Consider the following 18,107-nt stretch of genomic DNA (forward strand, 5'->3'; position numbering starts at 1 on the left):
CTTACTACACAACGCCCACCCCTGGCAGGCGCCGTCTGTAACCCTTTATTTGTTGTGAGACTACAAGAGCTCAGCACAATTCGCCGAACACCTTGCTGCCTCAGAGACCGCGAAAGCCTCGCGCCAGCAGATATTGCTCGCGGGAGCGGTCACGTGAGGACAACGGCTTACGCATCTGCACCTTGTCGAACAGCTGACGCACCTGCTTGTGATAAAGATCAAAACCTTCACCTTGGAAGATCTTGATCAGGAAATCACCACCCGGGCGCAATACACGAGTCGACAAATCCAGCGCCAACTCGCACAGGTACATCGCACGCGGCTGATCCGATTCCCTTACCCCACTCATATTGGGGGCCATATCGGAAATCACAAGGTCTACCGGATGATCACCGATGGCTTCGAGAATCTGCGCGAACACCGCATCATCGGTAAAGTCGCCCTTGATAAAGGTGACATCCGGGATGCTGTCCATCTCCAAGATATCTGACGCGATCAAACGCCCCTTGTCACCGATCACCCGACTGGTGACTTGCGACCAGCCGCCCGGGGCTGCGCCCAGATCGACTACAGTGATGCCAGGCCGCAGGATACGATCCTTCTCCTGAATCTCCAGCAGCTTGTAGCTGGCGCGCGAGCGATAGCCATCCTTCTGCGCCATTTTGACGTAGGGGTCGTTGAAATGCTCTTTCAGCCAACCTTGACTGGTCTTGGAACGGGCCACGCAATACCTCGAATGTGCAACGCATGAATATCTGGGCGGCCCCGAAGTCGCTCGGGTAAACTAACCGCCGTTTTTTACCAGATTAAATGCAGGAATCAGATTATGCCGCTCACTCAAGAGCAGAAGAAACAATTCAAATCTATCGGTCACCATTTGAAGCCTGTATTGATCGTGGCTGACAACGGTCTGACCGAAGGTGTGCTGACTGAACTGGAACGCGCACTGAGCGATCATGAACTGATTAAAGTGCAATTACGCATCACTGAGCGCGAAGATCGCCTTACGGCCATCAATGAACTGTGCAAAACCGGCAAAGCCGAGCTGGTGCAGGTGATTGGCAAAATGGCGTTGATCTACCGCAAGAACCCGAAAGTGAACAAAAACCTGTCCAACGTTCACCGTCATCACGGCTGATCTATCAGCCGTTGCAAGGCGCGCTCAGCGCCTTTGCAACCCACCTATCCTACCAATCTTGCTGCTTAGCGCTTGTGCGTGAGCTTTTGCGGCAGCGGCTGCAACACCAGCAACAGGCCGCAAAAGGCCATGACCAGGTAACTGAACATCAACCAAAGTTCAGCCTCTGGCAGCAGTTGGCGCACAGCAAAGTAACTGCCCGCCATCGCCACTACAACCAATAGCAATTGCCCGCGGGTATCACGCCACAGGCTTGCCAGGCGTTCGGCACGAATCAGTACCAGCACCTGGAGTCCGGCGCAAACCGCCGCCAGGCCAACCAGCAATGGCCGCAAGGTATTGCCGATTTCTTCCACCAGCAATGAGGCCAGGCCGATCTTGGCAATTGCAGGCAGCAGCAAAAAATGTAGCAACCAGAGACCGCCAACCCAGAGCGTCTGAGCCAGCAGCCAGCTGATTGCGCCAGCGTCACGCACCAGCGGCTTAGAGATGGCGAACCTCGACAATCTCATACTCCAGCGCACCGCTCGGCGTCTGTACCACGACCACATCCCCCTCACTCTTGCCGATCAAGGCGCGGGCGATAGGTGAGCCTACAGAAATCTTGCGCTGCTTGATGTCAGCTTCGTCCTCACCCACGATCTGGTAAGTGACGCTTTCATCGGTTTCGCAGTTGGCGATTTCCACGGTGGTGCCGAAAATCACCTTACCCGTGTGCTCAATCGTGGTGACGTCGATGATCACCGCATTCTGCAGGCGGCCCTCGATATCACGGATACGCGCCTCGACCATGCCCTGCTGCTCGCGCGCGGCATGGTATTCAGCGTTCTCTTTGAGGTCACCGAGCTCGCGCGCAGTGCCGATATCCTGGCTCAGTTTGGGACGCACCACCTTGGTCAGGTGAGCGTGCTCCTCTTCCAGGGCGCGCGCACCCTGGACAGTCATTGGGTATTTGATCATGCGTTGATTCCTGCATGCAGATCCTGCAGACGGCGCACAGTCTTCTCGGGACCGAACTTCAGCGCCTCACAGATTGCCTGCCCCGCCGCAATGGTGGTGGTGCAGTAGATCTTGTGCTGCAGAGCGTTACGACGAATGGAGTAGGAGTCAGCAATCGACTGACGACCTTCGGTGGTGTTGATAATCAGAGTGACTTCATCATTCTTGATCATATCGACCACGTGCGGGCGACCCTCGGTTACCTTGTTGACGCGGCGCACGGGCAAGCCCGCTGCCTCGATCAGCTTGGCGGTACCGGCAGTGGCCACCACTTCAAAGCCCAGCTCAATCAGGTCACGCGCCACGCCTGCTACCAGCGGCTTATCATCGTCACGCACGCTGATAAAGGCCACGCCAGCGTTTGGCAGAATCTCACTGGCCCCCGACTGGGCCTTGGCGAAGGCTTCACCGAAGGTATCGCCCACGCCCATCACTTCACCGGTGGACTTCATTTCTGGGCCGAGGATCGGGTCGACGCCTGGGAACTTGGCGAACGGGAACACCGCTTCCTTGACGCTGAAGTACGGCGGAATGATCTCGGCGGTGTAGCCGGCTTCAGCCAGAGTTTTGCCGGCCATCACGCGCGCAGCCACCTTGGCCAGCGAAACGCCGACGCATTTGGAGACAAACGGTACGGTACGCGAGGCGCGCGGGTTCACTTCAATGACGAAGATGTCCTCACCCTGCACGGCCATCTGCACGTTCATCAGGCCAACCACGTCGAGTTCCAAGGCCATTTTCTTGACCTGCTCGCGGATCTCGTCCTGGATGTGCATTGGCAGTGAGTACGGCGGCAGCGAACAGGCGGAGTCGCCCGAGTGCACACCAGCCTGCTCAATGTGCTGCATGATCGCGCCGATCACCACGGTTTCGCCGTCGCACACCGCATCCACGTCCACTTCGATGGCGCAGTTGAGGAAGTGATCGAGCAACACCGGGCTGTCGTTGGAGACTTTTACCGCTTCGCGCATATAACGCTTGAGCTCGTCTTCCTGGTAGACGATTTCCATCGCACGGCCGCCCAGTACATAGGACGGACGCACCACCAGCGGGTAACCGATGGTCTTGGAGTGGGCCAAGGCCTCGTCTTCGCTGCGCGCGGTGGCGTTAGCCGGCTGACGCAGACCGAGACGCTGAACCATCTGCTGGAAGCGCTCGCGGTCTTCGGCGCGGTCGATGGCATCAGGCGAGGTACCGATGATCGGTACGCCGGCTTCTTCAAGGGCGCGGCAGATTTTCAGCGGAGTTTGGCCGCCGTACTGCACGATCACACCTTTCGGCTGCTCGACGCGGACGATTTCCAGCACGTCTTCCAGGGTTACCGGCTCGAAGTACAGACGGTCGGAGGTGTCGTAGTCGGTGGAGACGGTCTCCGGGTTGCAGTTGACCATGATGGTCTCGTAACCGTCTTCACGCAGCGCCAGTGCCGCGTGTACGCAGCAGTAGTCGAACTCGATGCCCTGGCCGATACGGTTCGGCCCGCCACCAAGGATCATGATCTTGTCGCGGGTCGACGGATTGGCTTCGCACTCTTCCTCGTAGGTCGAATACATGTAAGCGGTGTCGGTGGCGAACTCGGCGGCGCAAGTGTCGACGCGCTTGTACACCGGCAGCACTTTCAACTTGTGGCGCTGGCTGCGCAGGGTCTTCTCAGTCACACCCAGCAGCTTGGCCAGGCGAATATCGGAGAAGCCTTTACGCTTGAGTTTGTACATCGAGTCACGATCAATGCTCGACAACGCCAGGGTCTTGATGCGCTCTTCGTCCTTGATCAGATCTTCAATCTGCACCAGGAACCATTCATCAATGTTGGTCAGCTCGAAGACTTCGGCCACGGTCTTGCCGGCACGGAAGGCATCGCCGATATACCAGATACGATCAGCGCTTGGCACGGTCAGTTCGCGACGCAGGGTGCTTTCAGCTTCAGGATCGGCCAGATCGAGCATCGGATCGAGGCCCGAAACGCCTACTTCCAGACCGCGCAGGGCTTTCTGCAGGGATTCCTGGAAGGTACGGCCGATGGCCATGACTTCACCGACCGACTTCATCTGGGTGGTCAGGCGGGCATCAGCTTTCGGGAATTTCTCGAAGGCAAAACGCGGGATCTTGGTCACGACATAGTCGATCGCTGGCTCGAACGAGGCCGGGGTGCGACCGCCGGTGATGTCGTTGCTCAGCTCATCAAGGGTGTAACCCACTGCCAGCTTGGCGGCGATCTTGGCGATCGGGAAGCCGGTGGCCTTGGAGGCAAGCGCCGAGGAACGCGACACGCGCGGGTTCATCTCGATCACGACCATACGGCCAGTGTTCGGGCAGATGCCGAACTGCACGTTGGAGCCGCCGGTTTCCACGCCGATCTCACGCAGTACCGCCAAAGAGGCGTTACGCAGGATCTGGTATTCCTTGTCGGTCAGGGTTTGCGCCGGAGCCACGGTGATCGAGTCGCCGGTGTGCACGCCCATCGGGTCGAAGTTTTCGATGGCGCAGACGATGATGCAGTTGTCCTTTTTATCGCGGACCACTTCCATCTCGTACTCTTTCCAGCCGATCAGCGATTCGTCGATCAGCAGTTCGCTGGTTGGCGACAGATCGATACCGCGGGCGCAGATTTCTTCGAACTCTTCACGGTTGTAAGCAATACCGCCACCGGTGCCGCCCATGGTGAAGGACGGACGGATGATGCACGGGAAGCCAACCTTCTCCAGCACGCCGTAGGCTTCTTCCATGTTGTGAGCGATGCCGGAAACCGGGCAGGCCAGACCGATGTCTTTCATCGCCTTGTCGAAGCGCGAGCGGTCTTCGGCCTTGTCGATCGTGTCGGCGTTGGCACCGATCATCTCGACGCCGAATTTTTCCAGAACGCCGTGCTTCTCCAGGTCCAGCGCGCAGTTCAGCGCGGTCTGGCCACCCATGGTTGGCAGCAGCGCGTCTGGGCGCTCCTTCTCGATGATCTTGGCCACGGTGGACCACTTGATCGGCTCGATATAGGTGGCGTCCGCCATGGCCGGGTCGGTCATGATGGTGGCCGGGTTGGAGTTCACCAGAATGACGCGGTAACCCTCTTCTTTCAGCGCTTTACACGCCTGGGCACCGGAATAGTCGAACTCGCAGGCCTGGCCGATAACGATCGGGCCAGCGCCGAGGATCAGGATGCTTTTAATGTCTGTACGTTTTGGCATAGCGGTTACTCGAATCCTTGGGTCAGTCGGCGAGGTTTAGCGGCGCTTGGCCATGGTTTCGATAAAGCGGTCGAACAGCGGGGCCACATCGGCTGGACCGGGGCTCGCTTCGGGGTGACCCTGGAAGCTGAAGGCGTCCTTGTCGGTACGCTCGATACCCTGCAGGGAACCGTCAAACAGCGACTTGTGAATGGCGCGCAGGTTGCTCGGTAGAGTGGCCTCGTCCACGGCGAAACCGTGGTTCTGGCTGGTGATCATCACCACGCCGGTGTCGAGGTCTTGCACCGGGTGGTTGGCACCGTGGTGGCCATGGCCCATTTTCAGGGTTTTGGCGCCTGAGGCCAGAGCCAGCAGCTGATGACCGAGGCAGATACCGAACACTGGAATATCAGTTTCCAATACATCCTTGATTGCCTGGATCGCGTAGTCACAAGGCTCGGGATCACCTGGGCCGTTGGACAGGAACACGCCATCAGGATTCAACGCCAGCACGTCAGCGGCGGGTGTTTGCGCCGGCACTACCGTCAGGCGGCAGCCACGCTCAACCAGCATGCGCAGGATGTTCCACTTAACCCCGTAGTCGTAAGCCACCACGTGGTATTTCAGCTCACTGGCTGGAATTTCGGGGTGACTGTCGTCTTTCAGGTTCCACACGCTTGAGCGCCACTCATAGCGCTCAGTGCAGCTCACCACTTTGGCCAGGTCCATGCCTTTCAGGCCGGGGAAGCTACGCGCCAACTCCAGGGCTTTTTCTTCAGTGGCGTCATCGCCAACCAAAATGCAGCCGTTCTGCGAACCTTTCTCACGCAGGATGCGGGTCAGGCGACGGGTGTCGATACCAGCAATGGCGACGGTGCCGTTTTCCTTGAGGTATTCATCCAGCGGCTGCTTGTTGCGCCAGTTACTGGAGGTCAGCGGCAGGTCACGGATAATCAGGCCAGCTGCCCATACGCGGTTGGATTCGGCGTCTTCCGGCGTGGTGCCGGTGTTGCCGATGTGCGGATAGGTCAGGGTGACAATCTGCTGGGCATAGGAAGGATCGGTAAGGATTTCCTGATAGCCGGTCATGGCGGTGTTAAAAACCACCTCTCCAATAGTTTGGCCATCGGCACCGATGGCCTCGCCGCGAAAAATACTGCCATCAGCAAGAGCCAAAATGGCAGGTTTAAGGGCTGGCTTACTCAAGAAAACCTCCGAAAATCAAAACGTGAAGCAAACGCAGATTGTAAAAAAGCGGGATGACGTATCGACCGTCACCCCGCTTTTTTATCTGATTCATTCTGCGCAACTTTAGTGGACACACTAAAGCAGAAAGCTTACAGGAAACTGCCTTTTGGGTCCACCGCCAGTTGCGACTCAGACCCAGGTAAAACACATTCCTGCGACAGAATGCCTCAGTTAAGCCCCAGAACGTCCTGCATGTCATACAGACCAGGCTGACGTTTTTGCAGCCACAACGCCGCACGCACTGCGCCTTTGGCGAAGGTCATGCGACTCGATGCCTTGTGGGTGATTTCCACACGCTCGCCATCAGCGGCGAACAGCACAGTGTGATCACCGACCACATCACCGGCGCGCACCGTGGCAAAACCGATGGTTTCGCGCTCGCGCGCACCGGTCTGACCTTCGCGGCCATACACCGCGACTTTCTGCAGATCACGCCCTAGGGCATTGGCCACTACTTCACCCATACGCAAAGCGGTGCCGGACGGCGCATCGACCTTGTGGCGGTGATGGGCTTCGATGATTTCGATATCCACGTCATCACCAAGCACCCGCGCCGCAGTGTCGAGCAGCTTCAGGCACAGATTGACGCCAACACTGAAGTTGGCGGCAAACACGATGGAAATCTGCTTGCCGGCCTCAGCCAGCTGCTGCTTTTCTTCTGGGGAAAAACCGGTGGTGCCGATCACCAAGGATTTACCGGCCTGACGGCAGATTTCCAGGTTCTTCAGGGTGACCGATGGATGAGTGAAGTCGATCAGCACATCGAACTGATCAAGCACCGCATTCAGATCGCCGGACAGATTGACGCCAATCTTGCCCTGCGCCACCAACTCACCGACATCCGCCCCGACCAGGCTGCTGTCGGCACGATCAATCGCCGCGCTCAGGCTTGCGCCATCGACCAGCTGCACGGCCTCGATCAGGGTCTTGCCCATGCGCCCGGCGGCGCCCATCACAGCAATACGTTGCATAGCTATCAGCTCCAAGCTGTCGCCCCAGGCTGCAGCCGCCGCTCAGCGACCGCGCAGCCTGTCAGCGGGATTTACAGGTCGCCAAAGAAGCGCTTAACGCCTTCGAACCAGCCATTGGCCTTCGGCGAATGCGAGCTGTCGCCTTCCAGGGTTTTACGGAACTCATCAAGCAGTTCGCGCTGACGCTTATCCAGGTTGACCGGGGTTTCCACCGCCACCTTGCACATCAAGTCTCCGGCACCACCGCCACGCACGGGCGCGACGCCCTTGCCACGCAAACGGAACATCTTGCCGGTCTGCGTGCCTTCCGGAATCTTCAGCTTGACTCGACCATCCAGGGTTGGCACTTCCAACTCGCCGCCCAGGGCAGCATCGGCAAAGCTGATCGGCACTTCGCAGTACAGGTGTTTGCCGTCGCGCTGGAAGATCGCGTGCTCGCGCACATTCACCACCACATACAGGTCGCCCGCTGGGCCACCCATGGCACCCGCCTCGCCTTCGCCAGACAGACGAATGCGGTCGCCGGTATCGACGCCAGCCGGCACTTTAACCGACAAGGTCTTGTGCTCTTCGACCCGGCCGTGACCGTGGCAGGAGCCGCAAGGATCGGTGATCATCTTGCCGCTGCCGTGACAACGCGGACAGGTCTGCTGCACCGAGAAGAAGCCTTGCTGCATACGCACCTGGCCGATACCACCACAGGTGGTACAGGTCACCGGCGTGGTGCCCTTCTTCGCGCCCGAGCCATCGCAAGGTTTGCAATTGACCAGCGTCGGCACGCGAATGGTCACGGTAGTGCCACGCACCGCTTCTTCCAGGTCCAGCTCCAGGGTGTAGCGCAGGTCACTGCCGCGCTGCGCGCCGCCACGTTGACCGCCACGGCCACCGCCGCCAAAGAAATCGCTGAATACATCACCGAAGATATCGGAGAAGTTCGCCCCGCCCGGGCCGCCACCGCCGCCCCCCATTTGCGGGTCGACACCGGCGTGGCCGTACTGATCGTAAGCCGAACGTTTGGCCGCATCGGAAAGCACTTCGTAAGCCTCGTTGGCTTCCTTGAACTTCTCTTCGGCGGCTTTATCGTCCGGGTTACGGTCGGGGTGATACTTCATGGCCAGACGGCGGTAGGCTTTTTTCAGCTCCGCTTCGCTGGCGCCGCGCTCGACACCGAGCACCTCATAAAAATCGCGTTTAGCCATAAGTCTTCAACACCTTTAAATCGTCTACTCCAGACACGCCAACGCGGGAGCAAGCTCCCGCGCGGCGGATCATGCCGAACGCGACTCGCGTCACGCCCGGCCAGAGCGGCATAAGCTTGCGCCTATTTATTTGTTGTCTTTGACCTCTTCGAACTCAGCGTCGACCACGTCGTCGCCTGCGTCCTTGGCTTGCTCAGCACCCGGGGCTTGTGTACCTGGCTGCGGCTGCTCGGCGTACATCTTCTGCGCAAGCGGTGCGGTCACTTCGGACAGCGCGGTCATCTTGGCGTCGATTTCAGCTTTGTCGTCACCCTTGATCGCCACTTCCAGTGCGCTCAATGCGGTTTCGATAGCAGTCTTCTCGTCAGCAGTGGCCTTGTCGCCGGCCTCGGTGATCATCTTGCGGGTGGCGTGCACCAGCTGATCGCCCTGGTTACGTGCGGTCGCCAGCTCTTCGAACTTGCGATCTTCCTCGGCGTTGACTTCGGCATCACGAACCATCTGCTGAATTTCTTCTTCAGACAGACCGGAGTTGGCCTTGATCACGATCGACTGAGTCTTGCCGGTCGCCTTGTCTTTCGCGCCAACGTGCAGGATGCCGTTGGCATCGATATCGAAGGTTACTTCGATCTGCGGTACGCCGCGCGGAGCCGGTGGAATCTCGGCCAGGTCGAATTTGCCCAGGGACTTGTTACCGCTGGCTTGCTTGCGCTCGCCCTGCAGCACGTGAATGGTCACGGCGCCCTGATTGTCGTCGGCAGTCGAGAACACTTGCGATTTCTTGGTCGGAATCGTGGTGTTTTTCTCGATCAGCGCAGTCATCACGCCGCCCATGGTTTCGATACCCAGGGTCAGCGGAGACACGTCGAGCAGCAGCACGTCTTTGACGTCGCCCGACAGTACCGCGCCCTGGATAGCAGCACCCATGGCTACAGCTTCGTCCGGATTGACGTCTTTACGCGCTTCTTTACCGAAGAAATCGGTCACCAGCTTCTGCACCAACGGCATGCGGGTCTGACCGCCGACCAGGATCACGTCGTTGATCGCACCAATGTCGATACCGGCGTCTTTCAGCGCGATACGGCACGGCTCGATGGTGCGCTGTACCAGGTCTTCCACCAGCGATTCCAGCTTGGCGCGGGAGATCTTCACGTTCAGGTGCTTAGGACCGGTGGCGTCTGCAGTAATGTACGGCAGGTTCACGTCGGTCGACTGGCTCGAGGACAGTTCGATCTTGGCTTTCTCAGCGGCTTCTTTCAGGCGCTGCATGGCCAGCGGGTCACCCTTGAGGTTCATGCCGCTTTCTTTCTTGAATTCGTCAACGAGGTAGTCGATCAGACGAATATCGAAGTCTTCACCGCCGAGGAAGGTGTCACCATTGGTGGCCAACACTTCAAACTGGTGCTCGCCGTCGACTTCAGCGATCTCGATCACGGATACGTCGAAGGTACCGCCACCCAGGTCATAAACGATCACGGTGTGATCGCCCTTGGCCTTGTCCATACCGTACGCCAGAGCAGCTGCGGTAGGCTCGTTGATGATGCGTTTTACATCCAAACCGGCAATACGGCCGGCGTCTTTGGTGGCCTGACGCTGGCTGTCGTTGAAGTAGGCCGGCACGGTGATCACCGCTTCGGTCACTGGCTCGCCGAGGTAGTCTTCGGCGGTTTTCTTCATTTTCTTCAGGATTTCAGCCGAGATTTGCGGCGGAGCCATCTTCTGGCCGTTCACTTCAACCCAAGCGTCACCGTTGTCCGCCTTGGCGATCTTGTACGGCACCATTTGGATGTCTTTCTGCACGACGTCTTCTTCAAAACGACGACCGATCAGACGCTTTACCGCGTACAGGGTGTTATGCGGATTGGTCACGGCCTGACGCTTGGCCGACTGGCCGACGAGGATTTCACCGTCGTTGGCATACGCGATGATTGACGGCGTAGTACGCGCGCCTTCAGCGTTTTCGATAACTTTAGCGACACCGTTTTCCAGAACCGAGACGCACGAGTTGGTGGTCCCCAGGTCGATACCAATAATTTTGCCCATCTTCACTCTCCCGAAACTTTGATAATCCCGCCGCTGATCGCTGTCAGCGGCGGTAGCACTAAAACGCTTGACTGTTTAATGGGGGCAGCTCGGCGAATTTCAAGCCTGCTCATCGATCGATGGCGGCGCTTCTACCGGCGCCTTGCTGACCACCACCATGGCGGGGCGCAGCAGACGACCATTGAGCATGTAGCCCTTCTGGAACACCTTGAGCACGCTGTTTGGCTCGACGCTGGTGCTTTCCTGCATCGCCATCGCCTGATGATGCTCGGCGTTGAACGGTGCACCATGCGGATCAATGGCTTCCAACTGGTGACGCTTGAGGGTGTCGCCGAACAGCTTGAGTGTCAGCTCCATGCCCTCACGTACAGCCTTGATCGCCTCATCATCAGGATTCGACAGTTCAAGACCGCGCTCCAGGCTATCCACCACCGGCAACAGGTCGTTGGCGAATTTCTCCAGAGCGAATTTGTGCGCCTTCTCTACATCCTGCTCGGCGCGGCGGCGCACATTCTGCAGATCGGCAGCCATGCGCAGCGACTGATCCTGCGCAGCAGCCAGTTGCTCTTCCAGCGCTTGCACGCGGGCAACCAGGTCATCGCCCGCAGCCGCTTCGGCAGCTGTTTGTAAATCGGGGTTCTGCGTATCCAGGGTCTGTTCGTCAGCCATGCGTCTCTCCTCTTATAAATCCGACGCGAGCCTTAACTCACGTACCTGGCTGCTATATGGGGTCAAAAAATGTGGTTTCAAGGACAACAGACGGATTGTCAGTCCACAAAAAAACACTGTATAAATAACCAGACATGAACTTGGGAGGCCCTCGCCATGCTGGTGCACCTGTCCGTACACAACTACGCCATCGTTGAACACCTTGATCTAGAGCTGGACGCCGGCATGAGCGTGATCAGCGGCGAAACCGGCGCGGGCAAGTCGATCATGCTCGACGCCCTCGGCCTGACCCTGGGCGATCGCGCCGACAGCGGCGTGGTGCGTCCCGGCGCGGATAAAGCGGACATCCTCGCCAGCTTCGACCTGCACGACATCCCCGAAGCCCGTGCCTGGCTGGCCGAGCGTGATCTGGACAACGACGGCCCGTGCATCCTGCGCCGAGTGATCACCGCCGAAGGCCGCTCGCGCGGCTACATCAACGGCTCGCCCTGCCCGCAAGGTGACCTCAAGGCTCTGGGCGAACTGCTGATCGACATTCACAGCCAACACGAACATCAGTCACTGCTCAAACCTGACACCCACCGCCGCCTGCTTGATGAATATGCTGGCAGCCAGGAACTGGCGCGCCAGGTGCAGCTTGCTGCACAGCGCTGGAAACAGACGCGCAATGAGCTGGAGCGCATCGCCAACATCGGCGACGAGCAACGCGCACGCCACCAATTGCTCAGTTATCAGCTCGAAGAACTCGATAACCTAGCTTTGGGTGAGGACGAGCTAGAACAACTGGAGCAGGAACATAAAAACCTGACCAACGCCGAAAGCCTGCTCAGCGCATGCCGCCTGGTGATCGAGCAATGCAGCGAGAATGACGCTGGCAACGTTCTGTCCGCACTGACCAGCAGCCTCAATCGCCTCAGCGCCTTCCGGGGTCAGCCCGGCGCACTGAGCGAAGCCACCAGCCTGTTGGCCAGCGCCCAAATTCAGGTAGAAGAAGCCGTCGGCGAGCTGAACCGCTTTCTCGACCACTTCGACGCCGACCCCGAACGCCTGCAGCAAATGGAAGAACGCCTGGACGCCATCTACACCCTGGCACGCAAGCACCGCATCCAACCAACCGAGTTGGGCGCCATGCAACAACAGCTGTTTGAAGAGCTGGAAAGCCTGAATGCCGACGACCAGGCTGCCGAGCGCCTGAGCGACGAACTGGCCGCCTTCGAGCGGCATTATCAGGAAAAAGCCAGCGAGCTGAGCACCCTGCGCAACAACGCTGCCAGCCAACTGGCCAGCGCGGTGGAGCTGGAAATGCAGAACCTCGGCATGCCGGGCGGGCGCTTCAACATCAAGCTAAGCGCTAACAGCAGCAGCGAGCCACACCCGAATGGCCTGGAGCAGCTGGAATTCTTGGTCAGCGCCAACCCTGGCCAACCGCTGAAAGCCCTGGCCAAAGTTGCCTCGGGCGGCGAGTTGTCGCGTATCAGCCTGGCGATTCAGGTGATCACCGCACAAACCTCACGGGTGCCGACGTTGGTATTCGATGAAGTCGACGTAGGCATCGGCGGCCCCACCGCCGAAGTGGTCGGGCAACTGTTGCGCCGGCTCGGCGAGCGCGGCCAGGTGCTGACTGTTACCCACTTGCCGCAAGTAGCCGCACAAGGTCACCAGCACTTATTTGTGCACAAAGTGCGCGACAGTGACGCCACCCGCACCGCTGTCAGCAAGCTAGACAGCGCACAGCGTGTCGAGGAAATCGCACGCATGCTCGGCGGCGTCGACCTGACAGAGGAGTCATTGGCCCATGCCAGAAAAATGGTCAGCAGCGCTCAAGCCTGACCCCAAAACACAGCAAGAAAAAAGGCGACCCCAGGGTCGCCTTTTTCATATGCCGATCAATCAGCTCTTTTTGCGCACATACAGCACAAGGTTGTGATCAACCAGCTCAAAGCCGTGTTCTTTGACGATTTCTTTCTGACGCTTTTCAATCTCGGCATCGAAGAACTCGATCACTTCACCGGAATCGACACAGACCATATGGTCGTGATGGCCGCTGTCCGCCAATTCGAAGACCGCATGACCGCCATCGAAGTTATGACGAACCACCAGACCTGCCGCTTCGAACTGGGTCAGTACGCGGTACACAGTCGCCAGACCTACGTCGTCACCCGCCTCCATCAGTGCCTTGTAGACATCTTCAGCACTCATGTGACGCTGACCGGCAGAGTCGAGCATTTGCAGTATCTTGACCCGTGGCAGGGTCACTTTCAGGCCAGCCTTGCGTAGTTCGCTATTTTCAACCATGGTCTGCTTTCTCACGGAAGCGGCTTCGCAGCTTCCTTTATTGCGGGTATGATCCGGGGTTATATTGCCCAGCCAAGATAGTGGAAGTCGCCCACCGATGCAAAAAACCAAACTCCTGCTGACCAGCCTCACCCTTACGGGGCTACTCGCACTCGCCGGTTGTTCATTCCCCGGGGTTTATAAAATCGACATTCAACAGGGCAATGTCGTCACGCAGGACATGATAGACCAGTTGCGCCCGGGAATGACCCGCAAGCAAGTGCGGTTTATCATGGGCAACCCTCTGCTCACTGACACCTTCCATGCCAACCGCTGGGATTATCTGTACAGCATCCAGCCGGGTGGCGGTAAGCGCCTGCAGGAGCGTGTAAGCGTTAACTTCAATGCCGACGACCAACTGGTTGGCTTGTCTGGCGACTTTATGCCGGGCGTCAGCCGCGACCAGGCTATTCTGGGTGAAGACAGCGGCGTAACCACTCCGCAAACAACTCAGCAGCAGGTTGAAGAGAAACCCGCTCCGGGCTCGCTGCTTGAGCAGATTCAGCGCGAGGTGGACGACGTGAAAGTCGTGCCGGTACCGACTCCAGAGCCTCTGGAAAGCACACCGCAGTAACATTTGCTGATAAAAAAGCCCGGACATGTCCGGGCTTTTTTATACCTGCATCTCTGCAAATCACGCTTTCAGCACTTACTGTCCGGCATCCTCGGCCTTGGCTTGCGCCGCTTTGGCCGCACGCTGCTTGCGCACTTCTTTCGGATCGGCAATCAGCGGCCGGTAGATCTCCACCCGCTCACCCTCTTCCAGCACTCGCTCATCGGGCTTGCTCACTGCCTTGCCAAAAATCCCCAGCGGGCTGTTGTGCAGATCCAGATCGGGAAAATGCGCCTGCATCCCGGACTGCACCGCTGCCTGACGCACCGTGGTGCCATAGGGCAGGCTTAAGCGCAGCAGCTTCTGCTTGTCGGCCAGGGCGTAGGCCACTTCGACCACGATATTTGGCTTATCCATAAAGTTGCTTGGCCCTTTGGCAGAAAGCATCGACCAGAGTATTGGTGGCCTGATTGAACAGCGGCCCGAGGGTAGCCCGTACCAGAGGCCCGGCATAGTCGAATGTCAGATCCAGGCTGATCTTGCAGGCCTTTTCGCCCAGTGCCTTGAACTCCCAATGCCCATATAGCTGGGTGAACGGCCCCTCGACCAGAGTCAGCTTGATCAGCTCGCCCGGCACCAGGGTGTTGGCCGTGACAAAGCGCTGGCTCAAGCCGCCTTTAGCCACCGCAAGGCTGGCGCGCATATGCGTGTCGCTGACCTCAAGCACTTCACTGGCCGAACACCAGGGCAGAAACTGCGGGTAACTGGCCACATCATTGACCAGATCAAACAGTGCTAGCGCGGGATAAGGCAACAGCGCCGAACGCTGAATATGAGTGCTCATAACCCAACCACTTGGTTAAACAGGATGCAGGCGATCATTTGCTCAGCTCTGCGACAAACACGATCAGCACACCAATTGGCGCGACCACACGAATCAACCAATACACCACGTTGAACAGTAGCGGGCTTTTAATCGCCAGCTCTTCGCGCACGGCTTCACGCTTTAGCACCCAGCCGGCGAATAAAGCAAACGCCAGGCCACCGAGCGGCAACAGAATACGGCTGGTCAGGTAGTCGATGGTGTCGAAGAAATTCCGCCCGCCCTCTGCGCCCCACTGGAACAGGTGGAAACCATCCTTGCCAAAAACAAAGAACTTCGCTTCAGCCCCCAAGTTAAAGGACAGCACCGTACCCATACCGACTACCCAGCAGAGGAACGCCAACACGCTGGTCACCAGCACCCGGCTGCGCTTGGTGCGCTCGACCAGATAGGCCACCGCCGGCTCCAGCATGGAGATCGACGAAGTCCAGGCAGCGATCAACACCAGGATAAAGAACAGCGTGCCCATCACCTGGCCAAAAGCGATATTGCCGAACGCCACTGGCAGGGTGACAAACATCAGCCCTGGCCCTGCGCCAGGCTCCAGACCACCGGCGAAGACGATGGGAAAAAGCGCCATACCAGCAGTGAGAGCTACCAGGGTGTCGAGAATACCGACGGTGAGAATGGTGCCGCCAATCGAGGCGTTCTTAGGCATATACGAGCCGTAAACCATGATCGCGCCCACGCCGACGCTTAGGGTGAAGAAGGCATGGCCCATGGCGGCCAGCACACCATCGAGCACGCGGTCCGGCTGGAAATCGAAGAGAAAGTGAAAGCCCTGCATAAAGTGCCCGGTGGTCATGCTGTAACCCAGCAGCACCAGTAGCAGCACGAACAGCAGCGGCATCATGATCCGCAGGCTGCGCTCAAGGCCGGCCACCACGCCACGGGCGATGACAAAGCCGGTCAGCAGCATAAACAGCGTATGCCACAGAGTCAGCCGCCACGGGTCCGCCGTCAGCGCACCAAACGCCGCGCCAGCCCCTTCGGCACTCACGCCGGCAAACTGCCCGCCGCCCATGCTGAGGATGTAATCCAGCGACCAACCTGCGACCACACTATAAAACGACAGAATCAGCAACGCCGCGATCATGCCCATCAGCGCTGCCCAGGACCATTTCGGCGAAGCACCCGACTCGATGGCCAGGGTCTTGAGGGTATTCACCGGGCTCTGCCGGCCACGCCGACCGATCAGGGTTTCGGCCAGCATGATCGGCAAGCCGACCATAAAGATGCATACCAGGTACATCATCACGAAAGCACCGCCGCCATACATGCCGGTCATATAGGGGAACTTCCAGATATTGCCCAAGCCAACAGCCGAACCAGTCGCAGCCAGAATAAACACCCAACGGCTGGCCCAGGCGCCGTGTATCGAAACCTTATCGTTCGCCATGCTCGGCTAGCCTGCTCTATTGAAAAAAGATCGCGCATTGTCGGGGATTCGCCAGGGCGGCTCAAGCACAGCCGACACCGCGCAGTGCCCAGCCGCCAAGCAGAGCCGATTTTGCCCTGCCGTACACATAGCGCCCGCGCCAGTGACTCCCTATAATGCGCGCCCTATGGCTAAACAAAAGAAACACCCGCAAGGCACCATCGCGCAAAACAAGAAGGCGATGCATGACTACTTCGTCGAATCCAGGTTCGAGGCAGGCTTGGTCCTGGCCGGCTGGGAAGTGAAAAGTCTGCGCGCCGGCAAAGCTCAGTTGGTCGACAGCTATGTGCTGCTGAAAAACGATGAAGCCTGGCTGATGGGCTGCCACATCACCCCACTGACGGCAGCGAGCACCCATGTGATCGCTGACCCGACGCGCACCCGCAAGCTGCTGCTGAATAAACGCGAGCTGGACAAGCTGTTCGGCGCCGTCCAGCAGAAAGGCTACGCTTGCGTGGCCATGTCGATTTATTGGAAGGCGCACCTGATCAAGTGCGAAATTGCCCTGGCCAAAGGCAAGAAGGACTTCGACAAACGCCACACCGAGAAAGAGCGCGACGCCGACCGCGAAGTGCAGCGCGCGATGCGCAGCAAAGGCAAAGACGAGTAAATCGACTCTGCACTAATGAAAACGCCCCGCAATGCGGGGCGTTTTTGTTACTGCGTTCGACTCAGAACCTGTTTAACGTCTTGCGAGCTAGAGCCATGCAAGGCAAAAACAGGCAAGGAAGCGGAGTTTACTGATGTAAATGAGCATTCCGAGCCTGTTTATAACGCAGCAGGGCCGACGCGCAGCAGGCGTTAGAAAGGTTCTTAGCGCAACTCGCTAAACGCCAGCTTGACGCCCAACCCCACCAGCACAGCCCCCATCAGCCGATCAAACCAGTGGCCCATCCGGGCAAAGCCGGCACGCACGCGCTGATGACTGAACAGTTGGGCAACCATGCAAAACCACAGCGCCGTGGCCACCGCCAGATAAACGCCGTAGCCCGCCTGCACCGGCAGCGGCGTATGCGGGTTGATCACCACGGTAAACAGCGACAGGAAGAACAGCGTGGCCTTGGGGTTCAGGCCATTGGTTACAAAGCCTGCCACAAAGGCTGCACGCGGCGAGCGCTCACCTTCATCCAGGCTCAACTCGGCATCGCTCGAGCTTGCCGGTTTGGCCCGCAATGCCCTGATACCGATGTACAGCAGGTAAGCCGCCGCCAGCCACTTCAGGGCGTTGAACAGCACAATCGACTGCGACACGATCAAGCCGATACCCAGTAGCGAATAGGCCACATGGATAAAAATCCCGCAGCCCACACCAATCGCACTGAAGATGCCTGCACGCCGCCCGTGCGCGACACTCTCGCGCACCACAATCGCGAAATCCGGGCCAGGGCTGGCCACAGCCAGCAAGTGGATCAGGGCCACAGCTAAAAACTCGGTCCAGTACATGGGGCGGCTCCGCGACGTCGAAATGATTCTG

18 protein-coding genes are annotated in these 18,107 nt (G+C 58.6%); 4 read left to right on the plus strand and 14 right to left on the minus strand.

Annotation, left to right across the window (positions count from 1 at the left end):
• Window positions 1–100 precede the first annotated feature (100 nt).
• Window positions 101–724 carry a 23S rRNA (uridine(2552)-2'-O)-methyltransferase RlmE gene (gene rlmE / locus HBN63_RS08340; RefSeq protein ID WP_090255973.1) on the minus strand — a complete coding sequence of 208 codons (624 nt, stop codon included), beginning with the start codon at window positions 722–724 and terminating at the stop codon, window positions 101–103.
• Window positions 725–826: 102 nt separating this feature from the next.
• On the opposite strand from rlmE, the gene yhbY reads away from it, so the two are divergent.
• Complete coding sequence (gene yhbY / locus HBN63_RS08345; RefSeq protein WP_170049080.1) at window positions 827–1,138, plus strand: ribosome assembly RNA-binding protein YhbY; 312 nt, start codon at window positions 827–829, stop codon at window positions 1,136–1,138.
• A gap of 65 nt (window positions 1,139–1,203) precedes the next feature.
• Here yhbY and HBN63_RS08350 read toward each other — a convergent pair whose 3' ends face one another.
• The 8 genes from HBN63_RS08350 to grpE form a co-directional block, all read right to left on the minus strand.
• On the minus strand, window positions 1,204–1,650 hold the full coding sequence (locus HBN63_RS08350) for a DUF4149 domain-containing protein (RefSeq protein WP_170049081.1): 447 nt from the start codon (window positions 1,648–1,650) through the stop codon (window positions 1,204–1,206).
• Window positions 1,622–2,098 carry a transcription elongation factor GreA gene (gene greA / locus HBN63_RS08355; RefSeq protein ID WP_160088698.1) on the minus strand — a complete coding sequence of 159 codons (477 nt, stop codon included), beginning with the start codon at window positions 2,096–2,098 and terminating at the stop codon, window positions 1,622–1,624. The genes HBN63_RS08350 and greA overlap by 29 nt, the downstream gene beginning before the upstream one ends.
• The gene (carB, locus tag HBN63_RS08360) at window positions 2,095–5,316 is read right to left on the minus strand and encodes a carbamoyl-phosphate synthase large subunit (RefSeq protein WP_090255969.1); all 3,222 of its coding nucleotides are present in this window, start codon (window positions 5,314–5,316) and stop codon (window positions 2,095–2,097) included. The genes greA and carB overlap by 4 nt, the downstream gene beginning before the upstream one ends.
• A gap of 36 nt (window positions 5,317–5,352) precedes the next feature.
• Window positions 5,353–6,501 (minus strand): glutamine-hydrolyzing carbamoyl-phosphate synthase small subunit, encoded by a 1,149-nt coding sequence (gene carA / locus HBN63_RS08365; protein ID WP_160088702.1) that lies wholly within the window; start codon window positions 6,499–6,501, stop codon window positions 5,353–5,355.
• A 209-nt stretch (window positions 6,502–6,710) separates the two neighbouring features.
• Entirely contained in the window at window positions 6,711–7,514 is an 804-nt protein-coding gene (gene dapB / locus HBN63_RS08370) for a 4-hydroxy-tetrahydrodipicolinate reductase (RefSeq protein ID WP_170049082.1), read from the minus strand.
• Window positions 7,515–7,585: 71 nt separating this feature from the next.
• Window positions 7,586–8,713, minus strand: coding sequence for a molecular chaperone DnaJ (gene dnaJ, locus HBN63_RS08375; RefSeq protein ID WP_090255965.1), 1,128 nt, complete (start codon window positions 8,711–8,713; stop codon window positions 7,586–7,588).
• A 126-nt stretch (window positions 8,714–8,839) separates the two neighbouring features.
• A complete protein-coding gene (dnaK, locus tag HBN63_RS08380; protein WP_170049083.1) occupies window positions 8,840–10,756 on the minus strand; it encodes a molecular chaperone DnaK in 1,917 nt (638 codons plus the stop codon).
• Window positions 10,757–10,855: 99 nt separating this feature from the next.
• The gene (gene grpE / locus HBN63_RS08385) at window positions 10,856–11,425 is read right to left on the minus strand and encodes a nucleotide exchange factor GrpE (protein WP_170049084.1); all 570 of its coding nucleotides are present in this window, start codon (window positions 11,423–11,425) and stop codon (window positions 10,856–10,858) included.
• A 156-nt stretch (window positions 11,426–11,581) separates the two neighbouring features.
• Here grpE and recN point away from each other — a divergent pair, with 156 nt between their 5' ends.
• Window positions 11,582–13,255, plus strand: coding sequence for a DNA repair protein RecN (gene recN, locus HBN63_RS08390; RefSeq protein ID WP_170049085.1), 1,674 nt, complete (start codon window positions 11,582–11,584; stop codon window positions 13,253–13,255).
• Window positions 13,256–13,315: 60 nt separating this feature from the next.
• On the opposite strand, the gene fur is transcribed toward recN, so the two are convergent.
• A complete protein-coding gene (gene fur / locus HBN63_RS08395; RefSeq protein ID WP_090255961.1) occupies window positions 13,316–13,720 on the minus strand; it encodes a ferric iron uptake transcriptional regulator in 405 nt (134 codons plus the stop codon).
• A gap of 97 nt (window positions 13,721–13,817) precedes the next feature.
• Here fur and bamE point away from each other — a divergent pair, with 97 nt between their 5' ends.
• Window positions 13,818–14,333, plus strand: coding sequence for an outer membrane protein assembly factor BamE (gene bamE, locus HBN63_RS08400; protein ID WP_170049086.1), 516 nt, complete (start codon window positions 13,818–13,820; stop codon window positions 14,331–14,333).
• A 75-nt stretch (window positions 14,334–14,408) separates the two neighbouring features.
• On the opposite strand, the gene HBN63_RS08405 is transcribed toward bamE, so the two are convergent.
• From HBN63_RS08405 to HBN63_RS08415, 3 genes are read right to left on the minus strand one after another with little or no spacing between them, the layout of a single operon-like run.
• The gene (locus HBN63_RS08405) at window positions 14,409–14,729 is read right to left on the minus strand and encodes an RnfH family protein (RefSeq protein ID WP_167147718.1); all 321 of its coding nucleotides are present in this window, start codon (window positions 14,727–14,729) and stop codon (window positions 14,409–14,411) included.
• Complete coding sequence (locus HBN63_RS08410) at window positions 14,722–15,156, minus strand: type II toxin-antitoxin system RatA family toxin (RefSeq protein WP_170049087.1); 435 nt, start codon at window positions 15,154–15,156, stop codon at window positions 14,722–14,724. The genes HBN63_RS08405 and HBN63_RS08410 overlap by 8 nt, the downstream gene beginning before the upstream one ends.
• Window positions 15,157–15,190: 34 nt before the next feature.
• Window positions 15,191–16,594, minus strand: coding sequence for a sodium-dependent transporter (locus tag HBN63_RS08415; protein WP_170049088.1), 1,404 nt, complete (start codon window positions 16,592–16,594; stop codon window positions 15,191–15,193).
• A 166-nt stretch (window positions 16,595–16,760) separates the two neighbouring features.
• Between HBN63_RS08415 and smpB the strand changes: the two genes are divergently transcribed.
• Window positions 16,761–17,243: an SsrA-binding protein SmpB gene (gene smpB, locus HBN63_RS08420; protein ID WP_090255207.1), complete on the plus strand. Its 483-nt coding sequence runs from the start codon at window positions 16,761–16,763 to the stop codon at window positions 17,241–17,243.
• Between the two features lie 203 nt (window positions 17,244–17,446).
• Here smpB and HBN63_RS08425 read toward each other — a convergent pair whose 3' ends face one another.
• Window positions 17,447–18,076, minus strand: coding sequence for a LysE family transporter (locus HBN63_RS08425; RefSeq protein WP_170049089.1), 630 nt, complete (start codon window positions 18,074–18,076; stop codon window positions 17,447–17,449).
• Between the last annotated feature and the right edge of the window lie 31 nt (window positions 18,077–18,107).

Origin of the sequence: Pseudomonas sp. WS 5011, from assembly GCF_012985775.1 — a bacterium.
GTDB classification, from domain to species: domain Bacteria; phylum Pseudomonadota; class Gammaproteobacteria; order Pseudomonadales; family Pseudomonadaceae; genus Aquipseudomonas; species Aquipseudomonas peli.